Here is a 26,689-nt window from a genome sequence, read left to right as displayed (position 1 = left end):
ATGAGCGCGAAACCACTGTCGGAGATCATGGATCCGGGCTGGGCGAAGGCACTCGAGCCGGTGGCGGACCGGATTGCCGCCATGGGTGAGTTCCTGCGCGCGGAGAACGCGGCCGGGCGTGGCTATCTACCGTCCGGTGAGAACGTCCTGCGCGCATTCCAGCGCCCGTTCGACGACGTGCACGTGCTGGTCGTCGGCCAGGATCCCTATCCGACACCTGGCCACCCGATGGGCCTGAGTTTCTCGGTGGCCCCGGATGTTTCGCCGATTCCGCGCAGCCTGGCCAATATCTTCGCCGAGTACAGCAAGGATCTGGGCCACCCCACACCGTCCTGCGGCGATCTGAGCCCGTGGTCGGATCAGGGGGTGCTGATGCTGAACCGAGTGCTCACCGTGTCGCCCGGCAAGCCGGCCTCACATCGGGGCAAGGGCTGGGAGGCGGTCACCGACCAGGCCATTCGCGCCCTGGTCGCCAGGGACGAGCCGCTGGTGGCGATCCTGTGGGGCAGGGACGCGGCGACGTTGAAACCGCTGCTGATCGAGTCCGAGATCCCCTACATCGAGTCCGCGCATCCGTCGCCGTTGTCCGCGTCGCGCGGGTTCTTCGGTTCGCGCCCCTTCTCGCGAGTGAACGAACTACTCGACGAACTGGGTGCCGAACCGGTTGACTGGCGCCTGCCCTGAATCGGGCGCCAGTGTGTGATCGACCGAAAGAAAACGAGTGAGGAGCTCTTCCATGCACAACACCACCGTCCGCGGCGCGCTGCGCGGCACCACCGCGACCCTGGCCGTCTGCGCCGCGCTCACCAGCGGCGCGGCCGTCGCCGGTGCGGCTCCGCTGCGGCTCGAGCCCGCCACGGAGACCACCACGGCTCCGGTCGCCGAGGAGTACACCTCCAGCGGCTCCTCCACCATCTCCGCGTCGGTGCACGCCAAGATCGCCTGCCTGTTCTTCGCGGGCAATCTCGGCTGCTGAGTCATCGATTCGCCGGGTTGGCCCCGGCGAGGGCCGGTGTTGTGCGATCCTACAGATCGTGAGTAATGCGAACGATCTTCTCGAACCGTCTCGGCTGCGGCTGCGCGGTTCGGGTGGAATCGAGCTGGCCGCCGACCAGTTCGGCCCGGTCGACGGCCCGCTCGTCGTCTTTCTGCACGGCGGCGGGCAGAACCGTCATTCGTGGAAGCAGACCGGCGCGCGGCTCGGCGCGTCGGGAATGCGGGTGGTCACCCTGGACGCGCGCGGCCACGGTGACAGCCAGTGGGCGCCCGACCGCGACTACCGGCGCTACACCATGGTCCAGGACTTGCTGCTCGTGCTTGACCAACTCGGCGGGCCCGCGGTGGTGGTGGGCGCCAGCATGGGCGGCATCACCGGACTGCTCGCCACCGCGCAGCCCGGCGGCGAGGCGATCAGCGCGCTGGTGCTGGTCGATATCGTCACCAGGCCGGAGCCGGAAGGCGTCGCGAGAGTGATCGACTTCCTGAGCAAGCATCGCGACGGGTTCGACAGCATCGAGCAGGCGGCCGACGCGGTCGCCGCCTATCTGCCGCACCGTCCTCGGCCGAAGAACACCGACGGTCTGCTGCGCAATCTGCGCGAACGCGACGGCCGCTGGTACTGGCATTGGGACCCGGACATGCTCGCCGGACGGCTGGAGGACCCGTCCGCGATGATCGAGCAGATGGAGGACGCGGCGCGCGGCCTGCGCATTCCGGTGCTGCTGGTGCGCGGCATGCGCTCGGATGTGGTGAGCCCGGAGGGAGCCGAGGCGTTCCAGCGGCTGGTGCCGCACGCCCAGCTCGTGGAGATCGGCGGCGCCGCGCACACCGCGGCCGGTGACGACAACGACTCGTTCACCGACGCGGTGGCGAAGTTCGTGCTCTCGACCCGGGACTGAACCGGGCTCAGGCGAGCCCGGTGTACTCGGGCTGGCGCTTCGCGACGAACGCGTCGACGCCCTCCCGACCGGCGGGGGAGTTCGCCGCCGCGGCGATACCGTCTCGCTCGCGGTCGAGCTGATCGCTCAGCGTGGACGAATCCGATTGCCGCAGCAGAGATTTGATGCTGGCGTAGGTGGAACGCGGTCCGGTGGCGATGGTGCGCGCGACGCGCTGCGCCTCGTCGGCGATCTCCGCATCGGGGACCAGCCTGCTCAGGATGCCCAGGCGCACCGCCTCCTCGGCCTCCAGCACGGCGTCGGTGAGCAGGATTTCGCGAGCCCGTCCCGCACCGACCAGACGCGGCAGCGTCCAGGACATGCCGCCGTCGGGACTCAGTCCGATGCCGGGATAGGCCGGGCGCAGCTTGGTGCCCGGCCCGCCGAGCGCGATGTCGGCAAGGCAGACCAGGCTCATTCCCGCGCCCGCGGCCCAGCCCTGCGCCGCGGCCACCACGGGGACGGGCGTGGCGTCCAGCGCGCGGACGAATTCGTGCAGGTCGGTGGCGAGACCGCGGATGTGCGCGGACCGGTCCGCCGCCGCGGCGAAGCCGCGCACGTTGCCGCCCGCGCAGAAGTTGGCGCCGGTGCCGCGCAGCAGCACCGCGCCCACGTCGGTCCCGAGCGAGCCCAGTGCCGCGGTCCCCGCGGCGATGCCCGCGAAGTCCATCGACGTGCCGTTCGCGGCGGTGGCGATGGTGATCTGGAGAACGCCGTCGACGGTCGTCACGTACTCGGCTCGCTCGGTGGAGGTCATGGTCTGCACCCTAACGGGGCGTTGCCCGGCGCAGTCCGGCGCAGTCCGTCGATAGCGCGCGCGTGGCCGGAGCGAACGCGGAGGTACGCCCAGCGCGTGCCCGCCGGGGCTTCGACCGGCGCTTTCAGTCCCCGCGCGATGTGCGCACCATGCGTACTTCGATCGCGGAAGTGAATGATTCGGCCGCCCGGGTGCCGTCGAGCACGAATCCGTGCCTGCGGTAGAACGCCTGCGCGCGCGGATTCTGCTCGAAGACCCACAGTGAGCACGCGGCCGCCGGATCGAGCGCGGCGCGGATCAGGTCGTCGGCGACGCCGCTGCCATGCCACGGTGTGCGGACGTAAAGGGCGTGCAATTCCAGCGCGGTCACCGGGTGCCGGTCGCGTGATGGGCCTGCGCTGGCGAATCCGATCACCGTGTCGTCGACGATCGCGACATGCGTGCGGCCGGGATGCCGCACGCGGTCGCGCTCCCACTGCTCGGCTCGGCGCTCGACGTCGAACGCGTCGAGCACGTGCGCGGGTACCAGCCCTCGATAGGCCTCACGCCAGCAGGCGATGTGGCATTCGGCGAGGCTGCGCGTGTGTTCGGCGGCCAGCGGCAGGATTCGCCACGGATGCTCGGTCACAGCGACCATCCTCGCCGAACCGCCGCAGTCACGACGACGCCCCGGACCACCCGAGACGGGTGCCGGGGCGTGTGCCGATGGTGTTGGTAGGCCGGGGCCGGATCAGCCGCGGACGACCTTGCCCGCCTTCAGGCACGAGGTGCACACGTTCATGCGGCGGGTGTTGCCCGGCGCGACCTGTGCGCGAACGGTCTGGATGTTCGGGTTCCAGCGACGGTTGGTGCGCCGGTGCGAGTGCGAGACCGACTTCCCGAAGCCGGGGCCCTTGGCGCAGACGTCGCAGACGGCAGCCATGTCGCGAACTCCTTCATGTCATGTGGGGACGGCCGCCTTCGCGATGCGGCTTTGTCCCGGTGCAATGTCAAGTGTGCCCTGTCGGCGGAAGCCGACCAGCGCAGACCGGCGACGGCCGCGCGAGGCAACCCTGCAAGGGTAGCTGTGCGGCCACCGATCCACCAAACCGGTCCCAGGGGACGAGTGCCGGAACGGATGCCGGGCACAACCGATTGTAGTGGGACGGTGTTGCCGGGTCCCTGTCGGCACCGCCCGCTAACCTGACGGTCGGTGGTGGTGCGCAGGTGGCGGAAGGGAGAGGCGACGTGCCAGGAGCGCGGGATGTGATGGACGGCACGGCGTTGCTGTGCTGGGGTCGCACCTGCCTGGCGGGCCTGGAACTGCGGCGCGAGGAGATCAACGCGCTCAATGTCTTTCCCGTCCCGGACGCCGACACCGGAACCAACCTGCTGGCCACCATGCGCGCCGCGGTCGAGGCGGCGGAGGCGGTCGCGGCGAACGGCGACGATGGCGCGGCCCATACCGTCGCCGCCGCGATGGCGCACGGTGCGACGGTCGGCGCGCGCGGCAATTCCGGGATCATCCTGTCCCAGGTGCTGCGCGGCGTCGCCGAGGCGGTGCGCGGCGGTCCGCTGACGGCCGACCGCCTGCGCGACGCGCTCGCCAAGGCGTCGGAGCTGGTCCGCGAGGCGCTCAGCGTGCCCATCGAGGGAACCATCCTCACCGTCCTGGACTGTGCGGCCGCGGCCGCGGCCACCTGCCCCGATCAGACGCTGGGCGACGTGGCGCTCGCGGCCGCCGATGGCGCCGCCAAGGCTCTCGGCGACACGCCTTTTCAGCTCGGTGTGCTGCGCGCGGCCGGTGTGGTCGACGCGGGCGCGCGAGGGCTGGTCGTGCTGTTGGACAGTCTGGTCTCGGTGACCCGCGGCGAGGCGCCCACGCGGCCGGAATATCCACGGGCTCCCGTGGCCGCGAAGCGATCCGCTCCCGTCGACGCCGAGCCGCGATACGAGGTGATGTACCTGCTGGCCGACACCGACGAGGCGAAAGTGGCGGCACTGCGGTCCCGCCTCGCCGAACTCGGCGATTCGGTCGTGGTCGTGGGCGACGGCGACCGGTCCTGGTCGGCCCATGTGCACTGTGCCGACGCGGGCGCGGCGGTGGAGGCGGGGATCGCGGCGGGCACGCTCAGCCGGATCCGCATCGAGAACGTCGTGTTCGGCTCGCATCACGACGAGTGGGAGGGACACGGAGAAGGCGCCGTACCGCGAGGCGGGGGCGCGGGAACCCGCAGCGTCGCGAGCGTTGACGAGTCCGATGCGGCCGAAGGCAGCGGCCATGGTGCGGACGCGCGGGTGGGACCTGCGCCATCAGGCGGCGCGGCCGTGGGATCTACCGCGGCGGGCACGGGTTCGACCCAGGTGGCGGGCGTCTTCGGTGCCGCGGGGTTACCGCGGACTCCGGCCGACCGGGGGATTCTGGCCGTGGTCGCCGGGGACGGCGCCGCGACCCTGTTCGAGGACGCGGGCGCGGTGGTGCTGGCGGCCGATCCGGCGGTCACCGCGTCGACGCTGCTGGCCGCCATCCGGCGGATGCCTCACCGCGAAGTGCTGGTGCTGCCCAACGGCGCACTGCCCGCGCACGAGCTGGTCGCCGTCGGTGTCGCGGCCCGTGACGCGCATCGTGACGTGCTCCTGCTGCCGAGCGCGTCCATGGTGCAGGGCCTTGCCGCGCTGGCCGTGCACGACCGCGGACGGATCGCCGTCGACGACGCCTTCGCCATGTCCGAGGCCGCCGCCACGACGCGCTGGGGATCGCTGCGTGCCGCGACCGAGCGCGCGCTCACCCTGGTCGGCACCTGTGACTCGGGCGACGGGCTCGGGCTGGTCGGCCACGAGGTCGTCGTGATCGACCGCGACGTGCGCGCCGCCGGACGGACACTGCTGGATCGGCTGCTCGCCTTCGGCGGTGAGCTGGTCACCCTGCTGATGGGCGCGGAGGCGCCGGAGCAGCTCGGCGCCGAACTCGCCGCGCATATCGCGCAGGGCTTCCCCGGTGTCGAGGTGATCGTGTATTCCGGTGGGCAGCAAGGCGATTTGGTGCAGATCGGAGTGGAGTAGGGCATGGCGACACTGAGCGATCGGCTCGACCACATCCTGGGCGCGAAGGCGGCCGCCTCGCTGGCGGACGCGTTCGACATGCACACCGTCGAAGACCTGTTGCGGCACTATCCGCTGCGTTACGCGACCCAGGGCCAGCCGCTCACGGAGGAGGCGCCCGAAGACGGTACGCATATCACCGTCATCGGGCGGATCACCAAGGCCGAGCTGCGGCCGATGCGCAACCGCCGCGGTTCGCTGCTGAAGGTGGTCCTCGACACCGGCTCCGGCCGCGGCGTCGACGTCACCTTCTTCCACGGCGACAAGGTGAAATACGTTGTGCGCGAGGGCCTGCGGGCGATGATGTCGGGCACGGTGAACTACTGGCGCCCCGGTCAGTGGAATCTGAGCCATCCCGGCTACCTGATCCTGCCGGAAGCGGACGACGCGGACTCGGTCGGCGGGCTGACCAAGGTGCGCGGCGGCGGGGATCTGCGCGGTCTCGCGGAGAGCGCGAGAGGCGCTGGGGGAGTGGACACCTCCTTCATGGAGCGGGAATTCATCCCGGTCTACCCGGCGACGGCGAAGGTGCAGAGCTGGGATGTGCTCGCGTGCGTGCGTCAGGTGCTCGACCAGCTCGACCCCATCGAGGACCCGCTGCCGGAGGACATGCGCGCCGAACGCGCACTGCTGAACCTGTCCGACGCGCTGCGCCTGATCCATCTGCCCGACCGCAAGTCCGACATCGATCGAGCCAAGGACCGGCTGCGTTTCGACGAGGCGCTCGCCTTGCAACTGGTGCTGGCCGAGCGGCGGCACGAGGTGTCCGGCCGCCGCGCACGGGCCTGCCCGCCGCGTGCCGACGGCATCGCCGCGGCCTTCGACCGTCAGCTGCCGTTCGAGCTCACCGCGGGGCAGCGGCACGTCGTCGGGGAGATCTCCGCGGATCTGTCCCGGGAGCAGCCGATGCACCGGCTGCTGCAAGGCGAGGTCGGCTCCGGCAAGACGATCGTCGCCTTGCACGCCATGCTGCAAGTCGTCGACGCCGGACTCCAGTGCGCGCTGCTGGCGCCGACGGAAGTGCTTGCCGCGCAACATTATCGGTCGCTACGCGGCATGCTCGGCGAGCTGGGTGCCGCGGGCGAACTCGGCGCGGCCGAGCAGGCGACCCGCGTGGTGCTGGTGACCGGGTCGATGTCGGCGTCCGCGAAGAAGGCCGCGCTGCTGGAGGCGGTGACCGGCCAGGCGGGCATCGTGATCGGCACGCACGCGCTGATCCAGGACAACGTCGAGTTCTTCGATCTCGGCATGGTGGTGGTCGACGAGCAGCATCGCTTCGGCGTCGAGCAGCGCGACGCCTTGCGCGCCAAGGCGAAAGCGGGCGCAAGCCCGCATCTGCTGGTGATGACCGCGACGCCGATCCCGCGCACCATCGCGATGACCACGCTGGGCGATCTGGAGACCTCCACGCTCACCGAACTGCCGAAAGGCCGCTCGCCGATCGTCTCCAAGGTGGTGCCGCGCAGACAGCATCCGAACTGGGTGGACCGGGCCTGGGAGCGGATCGTGGAGGAGGTCGCCGCCGGGCGGCAGGCCTACGTGGTGTGCTCGCGCATCGGCGACGACGAGGAGGGCACGGGCAAGTCCCGCAACGGGCGCTCGAAGTCCGGCGACGGCGAGAAGGAAGGACCGACCACGCAGGCGGTGCTCGATGTGTTCGAGATGCTGCGCGGCGGGCCGCTGTCGGGCGTGCGGGTCGGCTTGCTGCACGGCAGATTGCCCGCCGACGAGAAAGACCAGGTGATGCGGGCGTTCAACGACGGATCGGTGGACGTGCTGGTGTGCACCACGGTGGTCGAGGTCGGCGTCGACGTGCCCAACGCGACGGTGATGGTGATCGTCGACGCGGACCGCTTCGGCGTCAGCCAGCTGCACCAACTGCGCGGCCGGATCGGACGCGGCACCCACCCGGGGCTGTGCCTGCTGATCACCGACGCCGCCCCGGGCGGTTCGGCGATGGCGCGGCTGGACGCCGTGGCCGCCACCACCGACGGCTTCGAACTAGCGGTGCTCGACCTGCGCACCCGCCGCGAAGGCGACGTGCTCGGCGCCGCCCAGTCCGGCACGGCCCGCTCCCTGCGCCTGCTGTCCCTGCTGGACGATCTCGAGGTCATCACCGCCGCCCAGGAATTCGCCCGTTCGGTTGTAGCCTCCGATCCCGGCCTGACCAGGCACCCCGGTCTGGCGAGCATGATGCATGCGGCCGTGGATTCCGAACGCCTGGAGTATTTGGCCAAGTCGTGAAGCGCAGGTTCCGCTGTCTACGGGGGCTTTCGCCCCGAACGAATGGGCCGCGCAAGTCGGCCGGTCGGCGGTGGACTTGGGGCGTCTGGTTCCCGTCCGCGGTCTTCCGCGAATTGCCGCTGGTTGCGCTGTGTCCGCTTCGGACTTCGCGTCTCCGCGCGCGTTGACCGGGTCCAGGGCCAAGCTGTCGCGCTGAGTGCGCCGATGACGCCCGCAGACGGGTCGCGGGAGTTGATTTTCGCCGATCAGAGCGTGATGCCGACCCATGATGCGAACCCGGCCAAGCTGTCGGTGCGTCGGCGTTCGGCCGTTGCAATCCCATAGACCGTTTCGCGTACCGAGGGATGCAAGCGCGTCTGCTGCGGCGCCGCTGCCCGAGCCTTGTTGAGCGCCGCGAGCGCCTGATCCGGCTTGCCGGACATAAGCCACGCCCGGGCGTTGTCATGCCAGTGATGGGCGACCCGGGTGGGCGGCGCATCGGTTGAGTAGGTGAGCATCGAGCCCTCGACAGCGGCCTTATTCGGGTCGCCTGCCTCGAGTTCGATCGCATGAGCGTGGATTTCGACGTTCAACGGTCCGAACGCGGTCATGTACAGATCTGTCTCGCCGGTCCGATCGGCAATCTCTCTCGCGGCATCGACATGAGCCACCGCATTGGTGAAGTTCAGTTTCCGCGCCTCATTGATCGCTCCAGCGAGGTGCGAGTATCCGGCGAGCACCATCCCGGAGCGGGAAGAGTCGGCGGCATCGATAGCCGAGTCGATGAGCTGCCCGGCAACCTCTGATTCGCCGTAGTGGGTGAGCACGCGGGCGCGTGCCAGCGCCGAGAATGCACCGTAATGGGGATCGTCAGCGAGGGGGGGCGTACATGTCCGCGAGATCCAGCGCGGGAAGCGCCAGCATCATGTGCCCAGTGCGCCGCGCCGACCACTCCGCCAACACATAGGCCGAAGTCAACAGGGTATAGGCGTATGCCTTTGTGTCACCGGATGTTTCGCGGATCGCGCCGTGTATCCGACGGATCAACGCGGGCAGTACCTCGATGGTTTGGCGGGTTCGGTCGTTGCGGTAGAGCTGCTGTGCCGCCTCCAGGTCGGCGGTCAGTGCCTCGACGGACCCCGGTTCGGTGGCGCGGGCGTAACGACCCTCGGTGAGCAGCACCGACAGTTCGTTGATCGCATCCGACATCGGCTTGCCGTCGTCAAAGGGCGCACCGGTCAATCGTTCAGGTGTGATCCGCAGCGCCTTGGCGACGGCGGAGATGAACCCGGGGCTTGCCACTTCCCGGCCTTGTTCGACCGCCTTCACCATCGACAGTGAGTAGCTGGCGCGTTGAGCCAGCTGACGTTGCCCGAGACCGGCAATCGTGCGCTCCGCTGCGATTCGCTGGCCCACGTGTCCCATGCGGGCCAGCGTAGATCGATCGGCACTGTCCCTCTACTGGCCTTTCCGTTGTCCCCCAGCGGCGAACCTTGGTGACACTATGCGGTACATCATGTCTCGGCTCGGAGCCGCTCTTGCCGTCATCAGTACTGCTCTGCTTGCCGCTAGCGGGCCGGTCCGCGGCCACGTCACCGACAGCGGTGACCGGGATACGACGCGGCCTCGCCTCCCCGAGAACCAGGAGCTGAGGCCGCTTGGTGGAGTCGTTCGATCCCCGGCCGCCTGCCGATCTCAGACCGCCGCGGGTTCTGTAGCCGACGCCGTGGACTCGGCATCCCCGCGCGCGTTGACGGTCCACAATCCGAGGATCGCGGCGACCACGCCGATGACGCCGCCGACGAGCAGCGCCCGGCCGAACCCGGCAGTCATCGCCTCGATCGGCGCGTGACCGGCTGCGAGTTGCGCATTGGTGTGTGAGGTCGCGACGGCGGTGAGCACCGCGAGGCCCAGCGCGCCGCCCAGTTGCTGCCCGGTATTGAGCAGCGCGGCGGCCAGACCGGCTTGTTCGGGTGGCACGCCCGCGTTCGCCGCGGTGGTGTTCGCGACGAAGACCCCGCCTGCACCAAGCGACATCACCAGCATTCCCGGCAGCAGATCGGTGAGGTAGGACCCGTCGGTCGATATGCGCGACACCAGCAGAACGCCCAGCCCGCACAGCAGCGACCCGAGCACCGTGAAGACCCGGGTTCCGGTCTTGGCGAAGAACTTCGTCGCCAGGCCCGCGGCCACACCGATGGTCAAGCTCACCGGAAGATAGGCGACGCCCGCGTCGAACTCGCCGTAGCCGAGCACCGTCTGCATGTACAGCGTGACGAAGAAGAACATCGACAGCATTCCCGCGGCGATCACCAGGTGGCACAGGTTCGCCGCGGCCAGTCCGCGGATGCCGAAGATGGACAGCGGGACCAGCGGGTCGGCGGTGACGCGCTCGTTGACGACGAACGCGACGAGCAGAACCGCGGCGACACCGAGCACGCCGATCGTGCGCGCGTCGCCCCATCCGTATTCCGGGGCCTTCACCAAGCCGAACACCAGTGTCATCAGGCCCGCGGTCGCCAAGACCGTGCCCAGCACGTCGAAGCCGCGCCGGATGTCATTGCGCTGATCGTTCGGAATCAGCAGCGGGATAGCCGCCAGCACCAGCACACAGACCGGCGTGTTGACGTAGAAGACCCAGCGCCAGCCCGGCCCCTCGGTGATCACCCCGCCGAGGAACACGCCCGCGGCCGACGCCAAACCCGCGGCGCCGCCCCAGATCCCGACCGCGGTGTGCCGATCGGAACCCTCCCGGAAACTCGTGGTGAGGATCGACAGGGCGGCGGGCAGCATCAGCGCGGCGCCGACGCCCTGCGCGAAGCGAGCCGCGATCAGCAGCCCGCTGCTGTCGGCGAGCCCGCCGAGCGCGGACGACACGCCGATGACGACGGTCCCGGCGATCAGGATCCTGCGACGTCCGAGCAGATCGGCCAGCCTGCCGCCGAGCAGCAGCAACCCGCCGTAGGTGAGCAGATAACCGCTGGTGACCCATTGCAGCGTCGGCACCGGCATGCCGAGTTCGCGTTGGATGGTCGGCAGCGCGACGTTCACGATGGAGCCGTCGACGAAGTCGAGGAAGGCGACCGTGCAGAGCAGGGCCAGCGTGAGTTTGCCGCGGCGGGTTGCCAAGAACGATGGTGTTTCGGTGGGTGCGAGCACTCCGATGTCCTCTCTCGATGCGGACGTTGTCGTCCTTGCGAACCGAGAGCCTCGGCGCGCGGAGGATGTGACATCGCGGCGCGGCGTCGAGAGACGGATCACAATTCGGGGCCGGACGTCACATATCGCGGCGCTGTCTCGCTCCTATGCGTGAGACCAGGCACGTGCGGTCGTCCCGCACAGACACAGGAGGTCCCATGGCCGAGACCGCCGACGAAGCCGCCACGCGGGTGTTCGCCGATCACCGAGAACTGCTGTTCTCGGTGGTCTACGCCATGCTCGCCAGCGTCGCCGACACCGAGGACGTGCTACAGGAGACGTGGCTTTCCTGGGCTGCCCGCGTGGGTGAGGGCAGCGAGGAGATCCGGCATCCCCGGGCGTATCTGGTGCGCATCGCGGTGAACCAGGCGCTCGCGCGGCGCGCGGCGATCAGTCGCAGGCGCGAGACCTATGTCGGCCCGTGGCTGCCCGAGCCGCTGCTCACCGACGCCCCACAGCGAACCGAGGACGCGGCGGAGGGCGCGCTGCGTGCCGAATCGGTGTCCATGGCGGTGCTCGTGGTGCTGGAGACGCTCACCCCGCTCGAGCGCGCGGTCTTCGTGCTGCACGAGGTCTTCGGCTATCCGCACACCGACATCGCCGACGTCCTCGGCCGCACCCCCGCCTCGATCCGGCAGCTCGCTCACCGGGCCAGGGAGCACGTGCACGCTCGGCGGCCACGCTACCGAGCCGACCCGCACACGCAGCGACGAGTGACCGAGAAACTCGTCGCCACCCAGGCCGACGGCGACCTGGCCGGTCTGCTCGAACTGCTCGCGCCGGACGTCGCGTTCTGGTCCGACGGCGGCGGCAAGCGGCGGGCCGCGCTGCGCCCGATCCACGGCCGCGACAAGGTCGCTCGCCTGCTCACCGGCTCGAATCTGCTCAGCGACGTGCCCGATTTCGGCGTCGGATATCGGTTCGTGAACGGCGACCCCGCCGCGCTGTTCTTCTCCGCGGGCGCGCCGTTCGCGGTCGTCGTCCTCGACATCGATCCGGCGACCGACCGGATCCGCGAAATCTACGCCGTGTCCAACCCGGACAAACTCGCCAGGATCGAAGCCGGTCAGCGGCCCACGCGCGGGTAGGGCAGATCCGTGCTGGTGTGCTCGGTGATCGCCAGCGGGCTGCCGATGTGCGGGAACGCGCGTTGCGGGCAGGACGGACGCTCGCAGACTTTGCAGCCCGCCCCGATCGGCACCGCGGTGCCCGGGTCGTCCAGCTGCAAGCCCGCCGAATACACCAGGCGCTCGGCGTATTCGATGTCGCAGCCGAGCCCGATGGCGAAACTCTTCGCCGCCGTGCCGAATCCGTGCGGGGCGATCGCGGCAGTGCGGGCGATCCACAGATAGCGCCGTCCGTCGGGCATCTCGGCGACCTGGGTGAGGATGCGGCCGGGATGGGCGAAGGCCTCGTGCACCACCCACAGCGGGCAGCTGCCGCCGACCCGGGAGAAGTGGAAGGCGGTGGCGGACTGGCGTTTGGAGATATTGCCCGCGCGGTCGGTGCGGACGAAGAAGAACGGGACGCCGCGCTGTCCCTGCCGCTGCAAGGTGCTGAGCCGATGGCAGATGGTTTCGAAGCCGACTTCGAAACGCAAGCTGAGCAGGTCGATGTCGTAGCGCAATTCCTCCGCCGACCGCAGGAATCGCCCGTACGGCAGCACCAGCGCGCCCGCGAAGTAATTGGCCAGCCCGATCCGGGCAAGGGTGCGGGATTCGCCGGTCAGCGACGGGGTTTCGGCCAGCACCGCGTCCAGCTCGGCGCCGTACAGCAGGAACGCGAGGGTGGTCGCGATCTGGAAAGCGCGCTGGCCGGGGCGCAATCGCCGGGCCAGCGTCAGCGTGCGGCTCTCCGGGTCGTAGTGCCGCTTGGGGATGGCCGGGTCCGCGCCGTCGCCGCGCACCAGAACCGTCATCCCGGCGCGTTCCTCGGCGATCCGCGCGAGCTGGCGATCGAGCGAGCCGATGGACAGGCCCGAGTTCTCGAACAGCTGCTCGGCGGCGATGTCCAGCTGCGGGATGTGGTTGTGGTGGTCGTAGAAGAAGTCGCGCACGTCCTCGTAGGGCATGGGCACGCCGGGCGCGCCCGCGGGCGCGGACACCCGCGCCGAGAGCAGGTCGAGCTGATCGGTGGCCGCGCGTAGTCGGCGGTGCATCGCCACGACGATCCTGGCGATCTCCGGCTGGCGGGTCGCCAGCTCCTCCACCTCGGTGAGCGGGGCGGTGTGCCCGCCCGCGGCGTCCACCAGCACTTCGTGCAGGTCGGACACGAGGCGCGCGTCCGAATCGGCGGCGAAGAACTGGACGTCGAGGTCGAAGGTGGAATTGAGTTTCAGCAGTACGGGAATGGTGAGGGGCCGCTGGTCGCGTTCGAGCTGATTGAGGTAGCTGGGCGACAGGTCCAGCGATTTCGCCAGGGCCGCCTGGGTCATCCTCCGCTCTTCGCGCAACCGCCGAAGCCGGGCGCCCGCATACATCTTGCGCACGTGCACGATGGTAACTGCGACTATTCGCAATCATCGCAAAATCGGGGATTGTTTCCCACGAAAATATGCTTTTGCGAGGTATACAGCAATATGTCCGTCCTGCGTAGCGTGCGAAGAGGGGGATTTGCACACGCTCGTGGAGGACGCATGAAGAGACACATCGTACGCGCACGCGCCGCCGCCGAGGAGTTTCCGCGCTCGGAACACCTCGCCACCAAGATCGCCGAGGTCGCCGCGGACCCGGTCGAGGTGACCGCCGAGGTAGGCGCGATGATCGTGAACCGGATCATCGACAACGCCGCCGTCGCGGCGGCCGCGCTGACCCGCCGACCGGTGACCGCCGCGCGTGCCCAGGCCACCGCGCAGCCCTACCGCCCGCGCGCGGGTCGTTCAGGGGCCACCGTGTTCGGACTGCCTGCGCGGCAGCGGGTTTCCCCGGAGTGGGCCGCCTGGGCCAACGGCGTCGCGGTGCGTGAACTCGACTTCCACGACACGTTCCTGGCCGCGGAATACTCGCATCCGGGCGACAACATTCCGCCGATCCTCGCCGTCGCCCAGCATCTCGGCCGCAGCGGCGCCGACCTGATCCGCGGGCTGGCCACCGGCTACGAGATCCAGATCGACCTCGCACGCGGCATCTGCCTGCACGAGCACAAGATCGATCATGTCGCCCACCTCGGCCCGTCCGCCGCCGCGGGCATCGGCACGCTGCTGCGGCTCGACACCGAAATCATCTACCAGGCCATCGGCCAGGCGTTGCACACTACGACCGCGACGCGGCAGTCCCGCAAAGGGGAGATCTCCAGCTGGAAGGCCTACGCTCCCGCCTTCGCGGGCAAGATGGCGGTCGAGGCGGTGGATCGGGCGCTGCGCGGTGAGACCGCGCCCGCGCCGATCTGGGAGGGCGCCGACGGCGTGCTCGCCCGCCTGCTCGGCGGGCCCGGCGCCGAATACCATGTGCCACTGCCCGCTCAGGGCGAAGCCAAGCGCGCGATCCTGGACAGCTACACCAAGGAGCATTCGGCCGAATACCAGAGTCAAGCGCCGATCGACTTGGCGCGCCGGATGCGCTCGCGCATCGGGGATCTGGATCGGATCGCCTCGATCGTGCTGCATACCAGCCACCACACGCACGTGGTGATCGGCACCGGATCCGGCGACCCGCAGAAGTTCGATCCGCACGCCAGCCGCGAAACACTCGATCATTCCCTTCCTTATATCTTCGCGGTGGCGCTGCAAGACGGAAGCTGGCATCACGAGCGGTCGTACGCGCCCGAGCGGGCGCGGCGGCCGGACACCGTCGCGCTGTGGCGCAAGATCAGCACCACCGAGGACCCGGAGTGGACCAGGCGCTACCACGCCACCGATCCCGGCGAGCAGGCGTTCGGCGCGCGGGCGGTGGTGACGCTGACCAGCGGTGAGACGATCGTCGACGAACTGGCCGTCGCCGACGCGCATCCGCTCGGCGCACGCCCCTTCGGCCGCGCGGAGTACCTCGAGAAATTCCGCACCCTCGCCGACGGGGTGCTCGATGCGGCCGAGCAGGACCGCTTCCTCGACGCGGCCCAGCGGACGCCGGACCTGGCCGCGGGGCAACTCGACCAGCTGAACTTCACCGTGTCCGACGCGGTGCTCGACCGGGCGCCGCGCACTCCGGAGGGGATCTTCTGATGACGGCGCTAGGCGTCGTCCAGGAGCACCGCCTGCGCGGCGATCACGTTCTTGCCATCGAAAGTGATCGCGGGCGAGCCGTGCAGGCGATACCCCTGCGCCAGCAGGTCGCTGACCCGCGCGCAGAATCGCGCGTCGTCCACGCCGGTGATCAGTCGGTAACGCAGGGGCTCGTCGGTCATGTCCTCAGCGTAGGACGGTGGGCACGGTGACCGGCCCGCTGGCGGCCGCGACGAGCGCGGCCCAGAAGCGTGTGGCGTTCCGGACGGGTCTGGAGTCGGGACGCATCCAGCGACTACCGGGCGCATTCGATCCGCTGGTGGCGCGGCTGATCCAGGAGATCGGGTTCGAGGGCGTCTATCTCTCCGGCGCCGTGATGTCGGCCGAGCTGGCGTTGCCCGACATCGGCCTGACCACGGCAAGCGAGGTGGCCGCGCGGGCGCGGCAGGTCGCCAGGGTCACCGATCTCCCGACGCTCGTCGACGCCGACACCGGTTTCGGGGAGCCGATGAACGCCGCGCGCACGGTGGCGCTTCTGGAGGACGCGGGTTCGGCGGGCTGCCATATCGAGGACCAGGTGAATCCCAAGCGCTGCGGCCACCTCGACGGCAAGACCGTCGTCCCGGTCGAGGACATGGTGCGACGCCTGCGAGCCGCCGTGTCCGCCCGGCGCGACCCGAACTTCGTCATCTGTGCCCGGACCGACGCGCGCGCCGCCGAAGGATTGGCCGCCGCGATCGACCGGGCCAACGCCTACGCCGACGCGGGCGCGGACCTGATCTTCACCGAAGCCCTGGCCGACGCCGCCGAGTTCTCCGAATTCCGTGCTGCCGTGGCAGTTCCGCTGCTGGCCAACATGACGGAGTTCGGCAAGTCCGAACTGCTGTCGGCATCAACGCTCGAGGAGATCGGCTACAACGCGGTCATCTATCCGGTGACCACGCTGCGGCTGGCCATGCATGCCGTCGAGCACGGGCTGCGCGAGATCGCCCGCACGGGAACGCAAAGCGCGCTGCTCACGACCATGCAGCACCGGTCGCGGCTCTACGAACTGCTGCGCTACCGCGAGTACACCGAATTCGACGCCGGAATATTCACCTGGACCGGAAGCGAGTCACCGATATGACCGAGATCAAGAAGGGTTTGGCCGGAGTGGTGGTCGACACCACCGCCATCTCCAAGGTGGTGCCGGAGACCAACTCCCTGACCTATCGCGGCTACGCCGTGCCGGACCTGGCGCGGCACTGCGGTTTCGAGGAGGTCGCGTACCTGCTCTGGTACGGCGAGTTGCCCGATGCCGCGCAGCTGGAGTTGCTGTGTCAGCGTGAGCGCGCGCAGCGGCGCGTCGACCGGTCGGTCCTCTCGCTGGTCGAGAAGATGCCGGAGTCCTGTCATCCGATGGACGTGGTGCGCACGGTGGCGAGCTACCTGGGTGCCGAGGACGCGGAGGACGACCTCGGCCATACGCCCACACAGCGGGCATTGCTGACGAAAGCGTTGCGCCTGACCGCGATCTTGCCGACCGTGATCGCCGCGGACATGCGGCGGCGGCGCGGACAGGACCCCATCCCGCCGCACTCACATCTGGGCTTCGCGGCGAACTTCCTGAACATGTGCTTCGGCGCGGTGCCCGACCCGCGGATCGTGCGGGCGTTCGAGACCTCGCTGATCCTCTACGCCGAGCACGGTTTCAACGCCTCCACCTTCGCCGCGCGGGTGGTCACCTCCACCCGGTCGGACATCTACAGCGCGGTCACGGCCGCCATCGGCGCGCTGAAGGGCCCGCTGCACGGCGGCGCCAACGAGGCCGTCATGCACGCCATGCTGGAGATCGGCGAACCGGAGCTGGCCGGGGCATGGCTGCGAGCGAAGCTCGCGGACAAGCAGAAGGTGATGGGCTTCGGTCACCGGGTCTATAAGAACGGCGATTCGCGCGTGCCGACCATGCGGGCGGAGCTGGAGCGGGTGGCGGCGGTGACCGGAGGTCAGCGCTGGTTGCGCATGTACGTCGAGTTGGAACGCGCGATGGCCGAGGCGACCGGGCTCGCGCCGAATCTCGATTTCCCCAGCGGGCCCGCCTATTACTTGATGGGCTTCGACATCGCGATGTTCACGCCGATCTTCGTGGTGAGCCGGATCACCGGATGGACGGCCCACATCGTCGAGCAGGCGGCATCGAACGCGTTGATCCGCCCGCTGTCGGAGTACACCGGCGTGCCGCAGCGGGAGCTTGCCCCCGGACGCTGACCGGGGCGACCTGCACCGGCGGGTGGCGGACCCCGATTTCTTCCGTACCGAGCAATTGCTTGGTTGAATCGAGGGTGAACTCCCCGCCCACCGGTCAGCAGGAAAGTGAGCCACGCGAATGCCGACTCCCGATGAACTCGTCCGTGCGATGTGCGAAAGCTGGTCCGATCCCGATCCCGACCGGATCAGCGCGTACTTCGCCGAAGACGCCGTCTACCACAACATTCCGATGGAACCCATCGTCGGCCGCGCCGCCATCCGCGACTTCATCGCGGGTTTCCTGACCACCTTCGACGCCATCGACTTCGACATCCACCACCAGATCGCGTCCGGCAACGTGGTCATGAACGAACGCACCGACACCCTGCTCTCCGCGGGTCGCGCGACCCCGCTCCCGGTCATGGGCTTCTTCGAGGTCACCGAGGGCGTCATCAGCATCTGGCGCGATTACTTCGACATGGCGGTCATCAACCGCGCCTTCGGCCTGTAGGGCTGGGTCAGCCGAAGGCTTCGTCCCCGGATTCGGCGGTGGGGGCTTTGCGAATACCGCGCCGCCTCGTCGACCCGTCCTTGGGCCAGCCCTTCGGTCCGGCCTTCCGCTACGTACATGCGGGCGATTTCGCTCTCATATTCGTACTTGAAGCTAAACGCCATCAGTGCTGCTCACCGTCGACAACCGAGCCTTCGGACTGAATTTCGGGCTGAGAGAAGACCTCGTTCTCGGATTCCGCCGTGATGGCCTTGCGGGCCCAGGACTCGAGTTGGTCGAGATCGGTGCACCGGTCGATTTCGGCCCTAGTGGTGTCGGCGATGGTGATCCCGCGGGCGTCGAGGGCCATGAGGAGGAGTCGCGCGGCTTCCTCGGCTCGTCCCTCGTCGCGCCCCTGTGCGACGTACTTGCGGGCGAAGTCGCTCTGATATTCGTACTTGAAGGCGGATGTCATGAGTTCCTCCAATCGATGCCGGGCCGTCTTCGACAGAGCCGCGACACCAAGGTCATAGTACATTTTGACGTGCTCGTCATCGGTGCTCTCCAATCCCGCGAGAAACGCCTCGAACACACGGTCCGCGTCGGGGCCGTCGGCGTGTGCGAGGGTCGAGAGGACGGCTCGTTCGGGGAGTGCCCGGGCTTCTTCTGGATCGGTTACGGCGGGCACGACGTCCGGTCCGAGCACCAGAGGGCGGAGGATGAGGCCGGGATGACCGATTTCGATCGGCTTGCGGCACCAGGTCGCCACCCGCGCATTCGGGCTGACGACCATCAAGAAGACCGGGCACTCCAGCCGGGCGCGGAGGGTGCTGACGTAGAGCGGCCACGCCCACTGCCGGGATCGGTCGCGGCCGAGTTGTACCTCCAGGACGATGCCGGTGACTGCGGCGCCGTTCCCGTCGGTGAGTACGAGTGCGGTGTCGCCCCGGAACTCGTTCGGCGCGACATCCGTGAAATCGGATGACGCCGTCCGAGCCCCCGCGTACGCGGGTAGCGGTATGCCGAAGGCGTCGGTGAGTAGCCCGGCCGCAAGGGTTGGCTGCGTCCGGAACATCTCTACGAGCACTTCGTGCTGCTGCGTCGGCATGGCAACGGAAGTTACACGGGCACAGCGGCATTCGGTATCGCGGAAATTAGTCGCGATTGTCGGGAACCGAATCGCGGGTGCGCGCGTCGAAGTATGGCAAGAGGGGAAAGACCGAGTCGGAGATGACGGGCGAGGAGGGGTTTGCCGATGGAGCGTTGTTCCGGGTGTCATACGGCATGGAGGAGGGGGATGCGATCGCGGGCGCGGGTTGTGCCGGTGCCGCGGCGGGAGGAGCCGTGTGAGCGGTATACGTCGCGGCGGCGGCAGCGTCCACGGCCGGAACCGGAATCCGGCTGAGCGCGTGACCTGCGGAGGGGATTCCGGCTGCACGGGCGCGGGAACTGATCCGGGGGGTCGGGGGAGGGCGACCAGGGGCGGCAGGCATTGCGGCCGACGGGCGTGACGCGAGTCGGCGCCCCCTTCGCCGGGGGAAGGGGGCGCCGATCATCGCTCAGGCGGACGTGTTCACCGCACCGCCGCCGTGGCGGCGACCATATTGCGCAGCGAGGCTTCCACTTCGGCGCGTCCCCTGGTCTTCAATCCGCAGTCCGGATTGACCCAGAGCCGTTCGGCAGGAACGGCTTTCAGCGCGGCGCGCAGGGACGTGACGATCTCCTCCACGCTGGGCACCCGCGGCGAGTGGATGTCGTACACGCCGGGGCCCACGCCCAGATCGAAGCCCGCCGCGTTGAGGTCGTCGAGCACCTCCATGTGTGAGCGGGCGGCCTCGATCGACGTGACGTCGGCATCCAGCCCGGCGATCGCGTCGATCACCTCGCCGAACTCCGAATAGCACAGATGGGTGTGGATCTGCGTCGCATCCGAGACACCGGAGGTGGCCAGCCGGAACGACAGCACGGACCAGTCCAGGTACGCGGGCTGATCCGCCGCGCGCAGCGGAAGCAGTTCGCGCAGAGCCGGTTCGTCGACCTGGATGATCCGGATGCCCGCGGATTCCAGGTCGACGGTTTCGTCCCGGATCGCCAGCGCCACCTGGCGTGCGGACTCCTCCAGCGGCTGGTCGTCGCGGACGAACGACCACGCGAGAATGGTCACCGGACCGGTCAGCATCCCTTTGACCGGCTTGTCGGTGAGCGACTGCGCGTAGCCGATCCATTCGACCGTCATCGGCTCCCGGCGCGCCACGTCCCCGAACAGGATCGGCGGCCGCACGCAGCGGGTCCCGTACGACTGCACCCAGCCCTGCTCGGTAGCCGCGAAACCGTCGAGCTGCTCGGCGAAGTACTGCACCATGTCATTGCGCTCCGGCTCGCCGTGCACCAGCACGTCCAGCCCCAGCTCCTCCTGGAGCGCGATCACGTCCGCGATCTCGGCGCGCATCCGGCGCACGTACTCCGCCTGATCGATCTCGCCCTTGCGCAGCGCTGCCCGCGCCAGCCGGATCGCGGAGGTCTGCGGATAGGAGCCGATCGTCGTGGTCGGCAGCGCGGGCAGCCGCAAACGGTCCCGTTGCAGCTCGCGGCGCTGCTCGGCGGGAGCACGGCGGACGGCGTCCGGCCCGAGCGCGGCCAGCCTGGCCCGCACTTGCGGATCGTTCAGCCGCGGATCCGACCGCCGCGACGCCAGTGCCGCCCGCGCCGCGGCCAAGTCGGCGCCGATCGCCTCCGGTCCCTCACGCAGGGCGGTCGCCAGCAGGCGCACCTCCGTCACCTTCTCCGCCCCGAAAGCCAGCCACGACCGCAGCCGCTCATCCAACCGGGTCTCCGCGGCCAGGGTGTACGGCACGTGCAGCAACGAGCACGAGCTCGAAACCGCCACCTGCCCAGCGGATTCCAGCACACTGCCGAGCGTGGCCAGGGCGCGGTCCAGATCCGTGCGCCACACGTTGCGTCCGTCCACCACTCCGGCGACGACCAGCTTGTTCGCGAGAGCGGGCACCGCCGCCACCGCGGAAACATCGGTACCGGAGGTGAAGTCCACGGCCACGGCCTCGATCCCGGTCCCGGCCAGCGGGGCGAGCGCGGCACCCGGATCGCCGAAGTAGGTCGCGACGAGGATCGCGGGACGCTCGCTCGCCGCGGCCAGTTCGGCGTAGGTGACCTGCACCAGGTCGATTTCCTCCGCCGTGAGATCGGTGACCAGCACCGGTTCGTCGATCTGCACCCACTCGGCGCCCGCCACGGCCAGCCTGCGCAGCAACTCCCGATACAGCGGAAGCAGCTCCAGCAGCCGGGCCAGCGCCGGGACGCCGGTCGCCTTCGCCAGCTTCAGGAAGGTGATCGGCCCGATCACCACCGGCCGCGCGGGCACGCCCAGCTCCAGCGCCTCCCGCAGTTCTTCCAGCAGCTTCTCCGGGTGCAGCGAGAACGCGGTGTCCGGGCCGATCTCCGGCACCAAGTAGTGGTAATTGGTGTCGAACCATTTGGTCATCTCCAACGGTTCGACCGTGTCGGTGCCGCGAGCGGCGGCGAAATACCGATCCAGCGGATCGGCGATCCCGGCGACCCGAGGCGGCAGCGCGCCGAGCAGCACGGCGGTATCGAGCATCTGGTCGTAATAGGAAAAGGTCCCGACAGGGATCGAGTCCATTCCCGCGGCGAGCAGTCCGGTGAGCTGAGCATGCCGTAGATCACGTGCCACGGCGTGCAACTGCTCGGCGTCTATCTTGCCTGCCCAATAGGCCTCCGTGGCCCGTTTGAGCTCTCGCCGCGGCCCCACCCGTGGTAGCCCGAGAACCGTTGCGGTGAACGGCTTTTGCTGTGAAACAGTCACGATGTTTCTCCATTGCTGAGGACGAAAGCCATCGCCATACGGGCAGGCGGAGAACCTTATGACATGCCGGAGATATTCCCGGCCGAGGAGCCCGACACGTCAACTGGTGATCCGCGCGCCCAATCCACGAGGCGGTGGCCGCCGGATACGGCGTACCCGGCACGGCTGGCAGGTCTTCGGACTCGCGGGCACCGGCCGAGGGAGTCCAGCTCGCGCCGCTGTTCCCTATGGCCGACCTACTGGCCGTCGCTTCCCGAGTCGCGGCCTTCCGGCCCGGTGAACTCAGTGCCTGGTGACGGCGGTCGTTCCTGCATACCGCTGCGGGACAGTCCCGGATTCCCACCGGGTTCCCTCTCGCCCGCCGCTCGGACGGGCTCGACTCCGTCGCGCGACGTCGGGGCTCCATCTCGCCGCGCACCGGTGAACCAGCTGCCCCCTCAGCATAGGCTCCCCCGCCTCTCCGGGTCTTTAGGCCGTACTGGTGGGGTGAGACGGAGTTGCGTTCAGGTCCTGCGTTGGGTGCCGCTCGAGTTCTGGGAGTTCCCGGTGAGTTACCCATGTGCTCACGAAATCACTCGTTGCGCTGGGGGGCGTGTGGTGGCTCGGCGTCGATCCGGCGGCAGCGGCCGGTGCGGGCCAGAGGCCGATCCAAGTAGCAAACTGGGGTGCACGGTTGCTGTCGCGAAGCTCATGTGTCGGGCTCGTGAACGCAACTTCGCAACGGTGCTAGGGCCCTTTGTGAAGACCCTTGCGAAGGGGGATTCCTTGTCCGTGCGGTTCACGGAGCCGGGTACCTTAGGTCAATGTTCTCGAAAGTCTTGGTTGCCAACCGTGGCGAGATCGCCATCCGCGCCTTCCGTGCGGCCTACGAACTCGGCATCGGGACGGTCGCCGTGTTCCCCTATGAGGACCGCAATTCGGTTCATCGGCTGAAGGCGGCGGAGTCGTATCAGATCGGGGAGCCGGGCCATCCGGTCCGGGCGTACCTGTCCATCGATGCGATCATCGAGGCGGCCAAGTCGGCGGGGGCGGACGCCATCTACCCTGGCTACGGCTTTCTCTCCGAGAACCCGGACCTGGCGGCGGCCTGCGCTCGCGAGGGCATCACCTTCATCGGGCCCTCGGCTGAGGTACTCGAGCTGGCGGGAAACAAAGCGCGCGCCATCGAGGCGGCCAAGGCGGCCGGGCTTCCGGTGCTGCGCTCCAGCGCGCCGTCGGCCAACGTCGACGAGCTGATCGCCGCGTCCAGGGAGCTGGAGTACCCGATCTTCGTCAAGGCGGTCGCCGGCGGCGGCGGACGCGGTATGCGGCGTGTCGCCGCCCCGGAGCAGTTGCGCGAGTCGATCGAGGCGGCCTCGCGGGAGGCGGAGTCGGCGTTCGGCGATCCGACCGTATTCCTCGAGCAGGCGGTGGTGAACCCGCGGCACATCGAGGTGCAGATCCTGGCCGACCAGCACGGCAACGTGATGCACCTGTTCGAGCGGGACTGTTCGGTGCAGCGCCGCCACCAGAAGGTCATCGAGCTCGCGCCGGCGCCCAACCTGGACCCGGCACTGCGGGAACGCATCTGCGCCGACGCGGTGGCGTTCGCACGCCAGATCGGCTACTCGTGCGCGGGCACCGTGGAGTTCCTGCTCGACGAGCGCGGCAACCACGTCTTCATCGAGATGAACCCGCGCATCCAGGTGGAGCACACGGTGACCGAGGAGATCACCGATGTGGACCTGGTGCAGTCGCAGCTGCGCATCGCCGCCGGCGAAACCCTCGCCGACCTCGGATTGAGCCAGGATGCGGTGACCATCCGGGGCGCGGCGCTGCAGTGCCGGATCACCACCGAGGACCCGGCCAACGGATTCCGTCCGGACACCGGCCGCATCACCGCCTACCGCACACCCGGCGGCGCGGGCATCCGGCTGGACGGCGGCGCGAACCTGGGTGCGGAGATCGGCGCCTACTTCGACTCGATGCTGGTCAAGCTCACCTGCCGTGGTCGCGACTTCCCCGCGGCGGTGGCGCGGGCGCGGCGGGCGCTGGCGGAGTTCCGCATCCGCGGTGTGGCCACCAACATCCCGTTCCTGCTCGCGGTACTCGATGACCCCGACTTCAAGGCGGGCCGGGTCACCACCTCGTTCATCGACGAGCGCCCGCAGCTGCTCACCCTGCGCCAATCCGCCGACCGCGGCACCAAGATCCTCGAGTACCTGGCCGATGTCACCGTGAACAAGCCGCACGGTGAGCGGCCGACCACGGTGTACCCGCACGACAAGCTGCCCGCGATCGACCTGAGCGTGCCGCCGCCGGACGGCTCCCGGCAGCGGCTGCTGGCGTTGGGGCCGGAAGGGTTCGCTCGGGCGCTGCGCGAGCAGAAGGCGGTCGGCGTCACCGACACCACCTTCCGCGACGCGCACCAGTCGCTGCTGGCCACCCGGGTGCGCACGAACGGCCTGCTCGGCGTGGCCGGGCACGTCGCGCGTATGACGCCGGAGCTGCTGTCGATCGAGGCGTGGGGCGGCGCGACCTACGACGTCGCTTTGCGGTTCCTGTACGAGGACCCGTGGGAGCGGCTGGCCGCCTTGCGCGAGGCGATTCCGAACATCTGTTTGCAGATGCTGCTGCGCGGTCGCAACACCGTGGGTTACACGCCGTATCCGGAGCAGGTGACCCGCGCGTTCGTCTCCGAGGCGACCGCGACCGGTATCGATATCTTCCGGATCTTCGACGCGCTCAACAATGTCGACCAGATGCGTCCGGCCATCGACGCAGTGCGCGAAACCGGGACGGCGGTCGCGGAAGTCGCGATGAGCTACACCGGTGACCTGGCGAATCCGGACGAATCGCTCTACACCCTCGACTATTACCTGAAGCTGGCCGAGCAGATCGTCGACGCGGGCGCGCACGTGCTGGCCATCAAGGACATGGCCGGTCTGCTGCGCGCCCCGGCCGCTACCAAGCTGGTCACCGCGCTGCGCAGCAACTTCGATCTGCCGGTGCACGTGCACACGCACGACACGCCCGGCGGTCAGCTGGCCACCTACCTCGCCGCGTGGCAGGCCGGTGCCGACGCCGTCGACGGCGCCAGCGCGGCGATGGCCGGAACCACCAGTCAGCCCGCGCTGTCGGCGATCGTCGCCGCCGCGGCGCACAGCGAGTACGACACCGGCCTCGATCTGCAGAACGTGTGCGATCTGGAGCCGTATTGGGAGGCGCTGCGCAAGGTCTACGCGCCGTTCGAATCCGGGCTGCCCGCACCCACCGGCCGGGTGTACACCCACGAGATCCCCGGCGGTCAGCTGTCGAATTTGCGGCAGCAGGCCATCGCGCTCGGCCTCGGCGACCGGTTCGAGGAGGTGGAGGCCAAGTACGCGGCGGCCGACCGGCTGCTCGGCCGTCTGGTGAAGGTGACACCGTCGTCGAAGGTCGTCGGCGACCTCGCGCTCGCGCTGGTCGGTACCGGCGTCGACATCGAGGACTTCGCCGCCGATCCGGGCCGCTACGACATCCCCGATTCCGTGATCGGGTTCCTGCGTGGCGAACTCGGCACCCCCGCGGGCGGATGGCCGGAGCCGTTCCGCAGCAAGGCGCTCGCCGGTCGCGGCGCGGCCAAGCCGGAAACGCCGTTGACCCCCGCGGACGAGAAAGGGCTGGCCGGTAGCTCCGACGAGCGGCGCGCCACGCTCAACCGCCTGCTGTTCCCCGGTCCCACCGCCGAATTCCTCGCGCACCGGGAGAAGTACGGCGACACCTCCGGGCTGTCGGCCAACCAGTTCCTCTACGGTCTGCGCCGCGGTGAGGAACACCGGGTGCAGCTGGAGAAAGGCGTCACCCTGCTCATCGGCCTGGAGGCGATCTCGGAGCCGGACGAGCGCGGCATGCGCACGGTGATGTGCATCCTGAACGGGCAGCTGCGGCCGGTCTCGGTGCGGGACCGCTCGATCGCCAGCGACATCCCCGCCGCGGAGAAGGCCGACAAGGCCAACCCGGGGCATGTCGCGGCTCCGTTCGCGGGCGTGGTGACTCTCGCTGTGTCCGAAGGCGATTCGGTCGCCGCGGGCGAGACCATCGGCACCATCGAAGCCATGAAGATGGAAGCCGCGATCACCGCGCCCCGCGCGGGCATCGTCGGCCGCGTCGCGATCGGCCCGGTGCAGCAGGTGGAAGGCGGCGATCTGCTCATCGAGCTGACCGTGCGGGAATCCTCGGCCCAATGACCCGGATCGTCGCGGGGACGGCGGGCGGGCGGCGCCTGCGGGTGCCGCCCTCGGGCACCCGCCCGACCTCCGATCGGGTACGTGAGGCGCTGTTCAGCGTCCTGGACGCGCGGCTGGACTTCGCGGGCGCCCGCGTGCTCGACCTGTACGCGGGCTCCGGCGCGCTCGGGTTGGAGGCGCTCTCGCGCGGCGCCGAGCACGCGTTGCTCGTCGAGTCCGACCGCAAGGCGGCCGCGGTGGTGCGCGGCAATATCGCCGAGCTCGGGCTGCCTGGCGCCGAGCTGCGGGTCGCGACGGTCGCGAGCGTGCTGCGGCTGGGCTGTGCGGGCGGCTTCGACGTGGTGTTCTCCGATCCGCCCTACGCCGTCGACAACGCCGCCGTGCTGGACGACCTGCGCGCGCTCGCCGAGCACGGCTGGCTGCGTCCCGGTGCCGTGGTGGTGCTGGAGCGTTCGGCGCGCTCGCCCGAAACAGCTTGGCCCGCAGGCTTCCTCCCGGCGAAGTCGCGCCGGTACGGTGAAACCCGCATCGACCTGGCGGAGTTCGAGCCGGAGGAGTAGACGCGGCGT

At 69.3% G+C, this 26,689-nt stretch carries 22 protein-coding genes and 1 riboswitch; of the genes, 12 read left to right on the top strand and 10 right to left on the bottom strand.

What is annotated here, in order from left to right:
* Genes ON34_RS18220 through ON34_RS18210 form a run of 3 tightly spaced genes read left to right on the top strand, consistent with a single transcriptional unit; the run spans position 1 to position 1,898 of the window.
* Positions 1–684, top strand: a complete 684-nt coding sequence (locus ON34_RS18220; RefSeq protein ID WP_040780729.1) for a uracil-DNA glycosylase — start codon at positions 1–3, stop codon at positions 682–684.
* A gap of 52 nt (positions 685–736) precedes the next feature.
* Positions 737–976 carry a hypothetical protein gene (locus ON34_RS18215; RefSeq protein WP_040780728.1) on the top strand — a complete coding sequence of 80 codons (240 nt, stop codon included), beginning with the start codon at positions 737–739 and terminating at the stop codon, positions 974–976.
* A 58-nt stretch (positions 977–1,034) separates the two neighbouring features.
* On the top strand, positions 1,035–1,898 hold the full coding sequence (locus tag ON34_RS18210; RefSeq protein WP_051022812.1) for an alpha/beta fold hydrolase: 864 nt from the start codon (positions 1,035–1,037) through the stop codon (positions 1,896–1,898).
* A 7-nt stretch (positions 1,899–1,905) separates the two neighbouring features.
* Here ON34_RS18210 and ON34_RS18205 read toward each other — a convergent pair whose 3' ends face one another.
* From ON34_RS18205 to rpmB, 3 genes are all read right to left on the bottom strand, one after another.
* Complete coding sequence (locus ON34_RS18205) at positions 1,906–2,694, bottom strand: enoyl-CoA hydratase-related protein (RefSeq protein WP_040780821.1); 789 nt, start codon at positions 2,692–2,694, stop codon at positions 1,906–1,908.
* Between the two features lie 124 nt (positions 2,695–2,818).
* Positions 2,819–3,322 (bottom strand): GNAT family N-acetyltransferase, encoded by a 504-nt coding sequence (locus ON34_RS18200; RefSeq protein ID WP_040780820.1) that lies wholly within the window; start codon positions 3,320–3,322, stop codon positions 2,819–2,821.
* A gap of 102 nt (positions 3,323–3,424) precedes the next feature.
* Positions 3,425–3,616, bottom strand: coding sequence for a 50S ribosomal protein L28 (gene rpmB / locus ON34_RS18195; RefSeq protein WP_011210730.1), 192 nt, complete (start codon positions 3,614–3,616; stop codon positions 3,425–3,427).
* Between the two features lie 326 nt (positions 3,617–3,942).
* Here rpmB and ON34_RS18190 point away from each other — a divergent pair, with 326 nt between their 5' ends.
* Both ON34_RS18190 and recG read left to right on the top strand, forming a co-directional pair.
* Entirely contained in the window at positions 3,943–5,736 is a 1,794-nt protein-coding gene (locus tag ON34_RS18190) for a DAK2 domain-containing protein (protein ID WP_040780727.1), read from the top strand.
* A gap of 3 nt (positions 5,737–5,739) precedes the next feature.
* Positions 5,740–8,019 carry an ATP-dependent DNA helicase RecG gene (gene recG / locus ON34_RS18185; protein ID WP_040780726.1) on the top strand — a complete coding sequence of 760 codons (2,280 nt, stop codon included), beginning with the start codon at positions 5,740–5,742 and terminating at the stop codon, positions 8,017–8,019.
* 245 nt (positions 8,020–8,264) lie between these two features.
* Here recG and ON34_RS34730 read toward each other — a convergent pair whose 3' ends face one another.
* From ON34_RS34730 to ON34_RS18175, 3 genes are all read right to left on the bottom strand, one after another.
* A complete protein-coding gene (locus ON34_RS34730; protein WP_157172329.1) occupies positions 8,265–8,825 on the bottom strand; it encodes a hypothetical protein in 561 nt (186 codons plus the stop codon).
* A 43-nt stretch (positions 8,826–8,868) separates the two neighbouring features.
* Entirely contained in the window at positions 8,869–9,423 is a 555-nt protein-coding gene (locus ON34_RS34725; protein ID WP_051022810.1) for a helix-turn-helix domain-containing protein, read from the bottom strand.
* Between the two features lie 270 nt (positions 9,424–9,693).
* Positions 9,694–11,157 carry a DHA2 family efflux MFS transporter permease subunit gene (locus tag ON34_RS18175; RefSeq protein ID WP_040780725.1) on the bottom strand — a complete coding sequence of 488 codons (1,464 nt, stop codon included), beginning with the start codon at positions 11,155–11,157 and terminating at the stop codon, positions 9,694–9,696.
* Between the two features lie 197 nt (positions 11,158–11,354).
* On the opposite strand from ON34_RS18175, the gene sigJ reads away from it, so the two are divergent.
* Positions 11,355–12,284 carry an RNA polymerase sigma factor SigJ gene (gene sigJ / locus ON34_RS18170; RefSeq protein WP_040780724.1) on the top strand — a complete coding sequence of 310 codons (930 nt, stop codon included), beginning with the start codon at positions 11,355–11,357 and terminating at the stop codon, positions 12,282–12,284.
* Here the strand turns inward: sigJ and ON34_RS18165 are convergent.
* A complete protein-coding gene (locus ON34_RS18165) occupies positions 12,263–13,684 on the bottom strand; it encodes a short-chain fatty acyl-CoA regulator family protein (protein WP_040780723.1) in 1,422 nt (473 codons plus the stop codon). The two genes, sigJ and ON34_RS18165, sit on opposite strands and share 22 nt — an antisense overlap.
* A gap of 147 nt (positions 13,685–13,831) precedes the next feature.
* Between ON34_RS18165 and ON34_RS18160 the strand changes: the two genes are divergently transcribed.
* Positions 13,832–15,355 (top strand): MmgE/PrpD family protein, encoded by a 1,524-nt coding sequence (locus ON34_RS18160; RefSeq protein ID WP_040780722.1) that lies wholly within the window; start codon positions 13,832–13,834, stop codon positions 15,353–15,355.
* Positions 15,356–15,363: 8 nt separating this feature from the next.
* Here ON34_RS18160 and ON34_RS34720 read toward each other — a convergent pair whose 3' ends face one another.
* On the bottom strand, positions 15,364–15,537 hold the full coding sequence (locus ON34_RS34720) for a DUF1737 domain-containing protein (protein WP_083889528.1): 174 nt from the start codon (positions 15,535–15,537) through the stop codon (positions 15,364–15,366).
* Positions 15,538–15,563: 26 nt separating this feature from the next.
* Between ON34_RS34720 and prpB the strand changes: the two genes are divergently transcribed.
* The 3 genes from prpB (at position 15,564) to ON34_RS18145 (ending at position 18,092) form a co-directional block, all read left to right on the top strand.
* A complete protein-coding gene (gene prpB, locus ON34_RS18155) occupies positions 15,564–16,481 on the top strand; it encodes a methylisocitrate lyase (protein WP_040780817.1) in 918 nt (305 codons plus the stop codon).
* Entirely contained in the window at positions 16,478–17,602 is a 1,125-nt protein-coding gene (locus ON34_RS18150; protein ID WP_040780721.1) for a bifunctional 2-methylcitrate synthase/citrate synthase, read from the top strand. Before prpB ends, ON34_RS18150 begins: the two co-directional genes overlap by 4 nt.
* Before the next feature lie 118 nt (positions 17,603–17,720).
* On the top strand, positions 17,721–18,092 hold the full coding sequence (locus ON34_RS18145) for a nuclear transport factor 2 family protein (RefSeq protein ID WP_040780719.1): 372 nt from the start codon (positions 17,721–17,723) through the stop codon (positions 18,090–18,092).
* Between the two features lie 163 nt (positions 18,093–18,255).
* On the opposite strand, the gene ON34_RS18140 is transcribed toward ON34_RS18145, so the two are convergent.
* Entirely contained in the window at positions 18,256–19,179 is a 924-nt protein-coding gene (locus ON34_RS18140; RefSeq protein ID WP_051022809.1) for a hypothetical protein, read from the bottom strand.
* A 465-nt stretch (positions 19,180–19,644) separates the two neighbouring features.
* Positions 19,645–21,912, bottom strand: a complete 2,268-nt coding sequence (gene metE, locus ON34_RS18135) for a 5-methyltetrahydropteroyltriglutamate--homocysteine S-methyltransferase (protein WP_063821700.1) — start codon at positions 21,910–21,912, stop codon at positions 19,645–19,647.
* Between the two features lie 170 nt (positions 21,913–22,082).
* A riboswitch (cobalamin riboswitch) is annotated at positions 22,083–22,265 on the bottom strand.
* Positions 22,266–22,715: 450 nt separating this feature from the next.
* On the opposite strand from metE, the gene ON34_RS18130 reads away from it, so the two are divergent.
* Both ON34_RS18130 and rsmD read left to right on the top strand, forming a co-directional pair.
* A complete protein-coding gene (locus ON34_RS18130) occupies positions 22,716–26,120 on the top strand; it encodes a pyruvate carboxylase (protein ID WP_040780717.1) in 3,405 nt (1,134 codons plus the stop codon).
* Entirely contained in the window at positions 26,117–26,680 is a 564-nt protein-coding gene (rsmD, locus tag ON34_RS18125; protein WP_040780716.1) for a 16S rRNA (guanine(966)-N(2))-methyltransferase RsmD, read from the top strand. Before ON34_RS18130 ends, rsmD begins: the two co-directional genes overlap by 4 nt.
* Positions 26,681–26,689 lie beyond the last annotated feature (9 nt).

Origin of the sequence: Nocardia pneumoniae NBRC 100136 (genome assembly GCF_000308755.1) — a bacterium.
In the GTDB taxonomy this organism is placed as follows: domain Bacteria; phylum Actinomycetota; class Actinomycetes; order Mycobacteriales; family Mycobacteriaceae; genus Nocardia; species Nocardia pneumoniae.
This window is presented reverse-complemented; position numbering and strand designations above follow the sequence as displayed.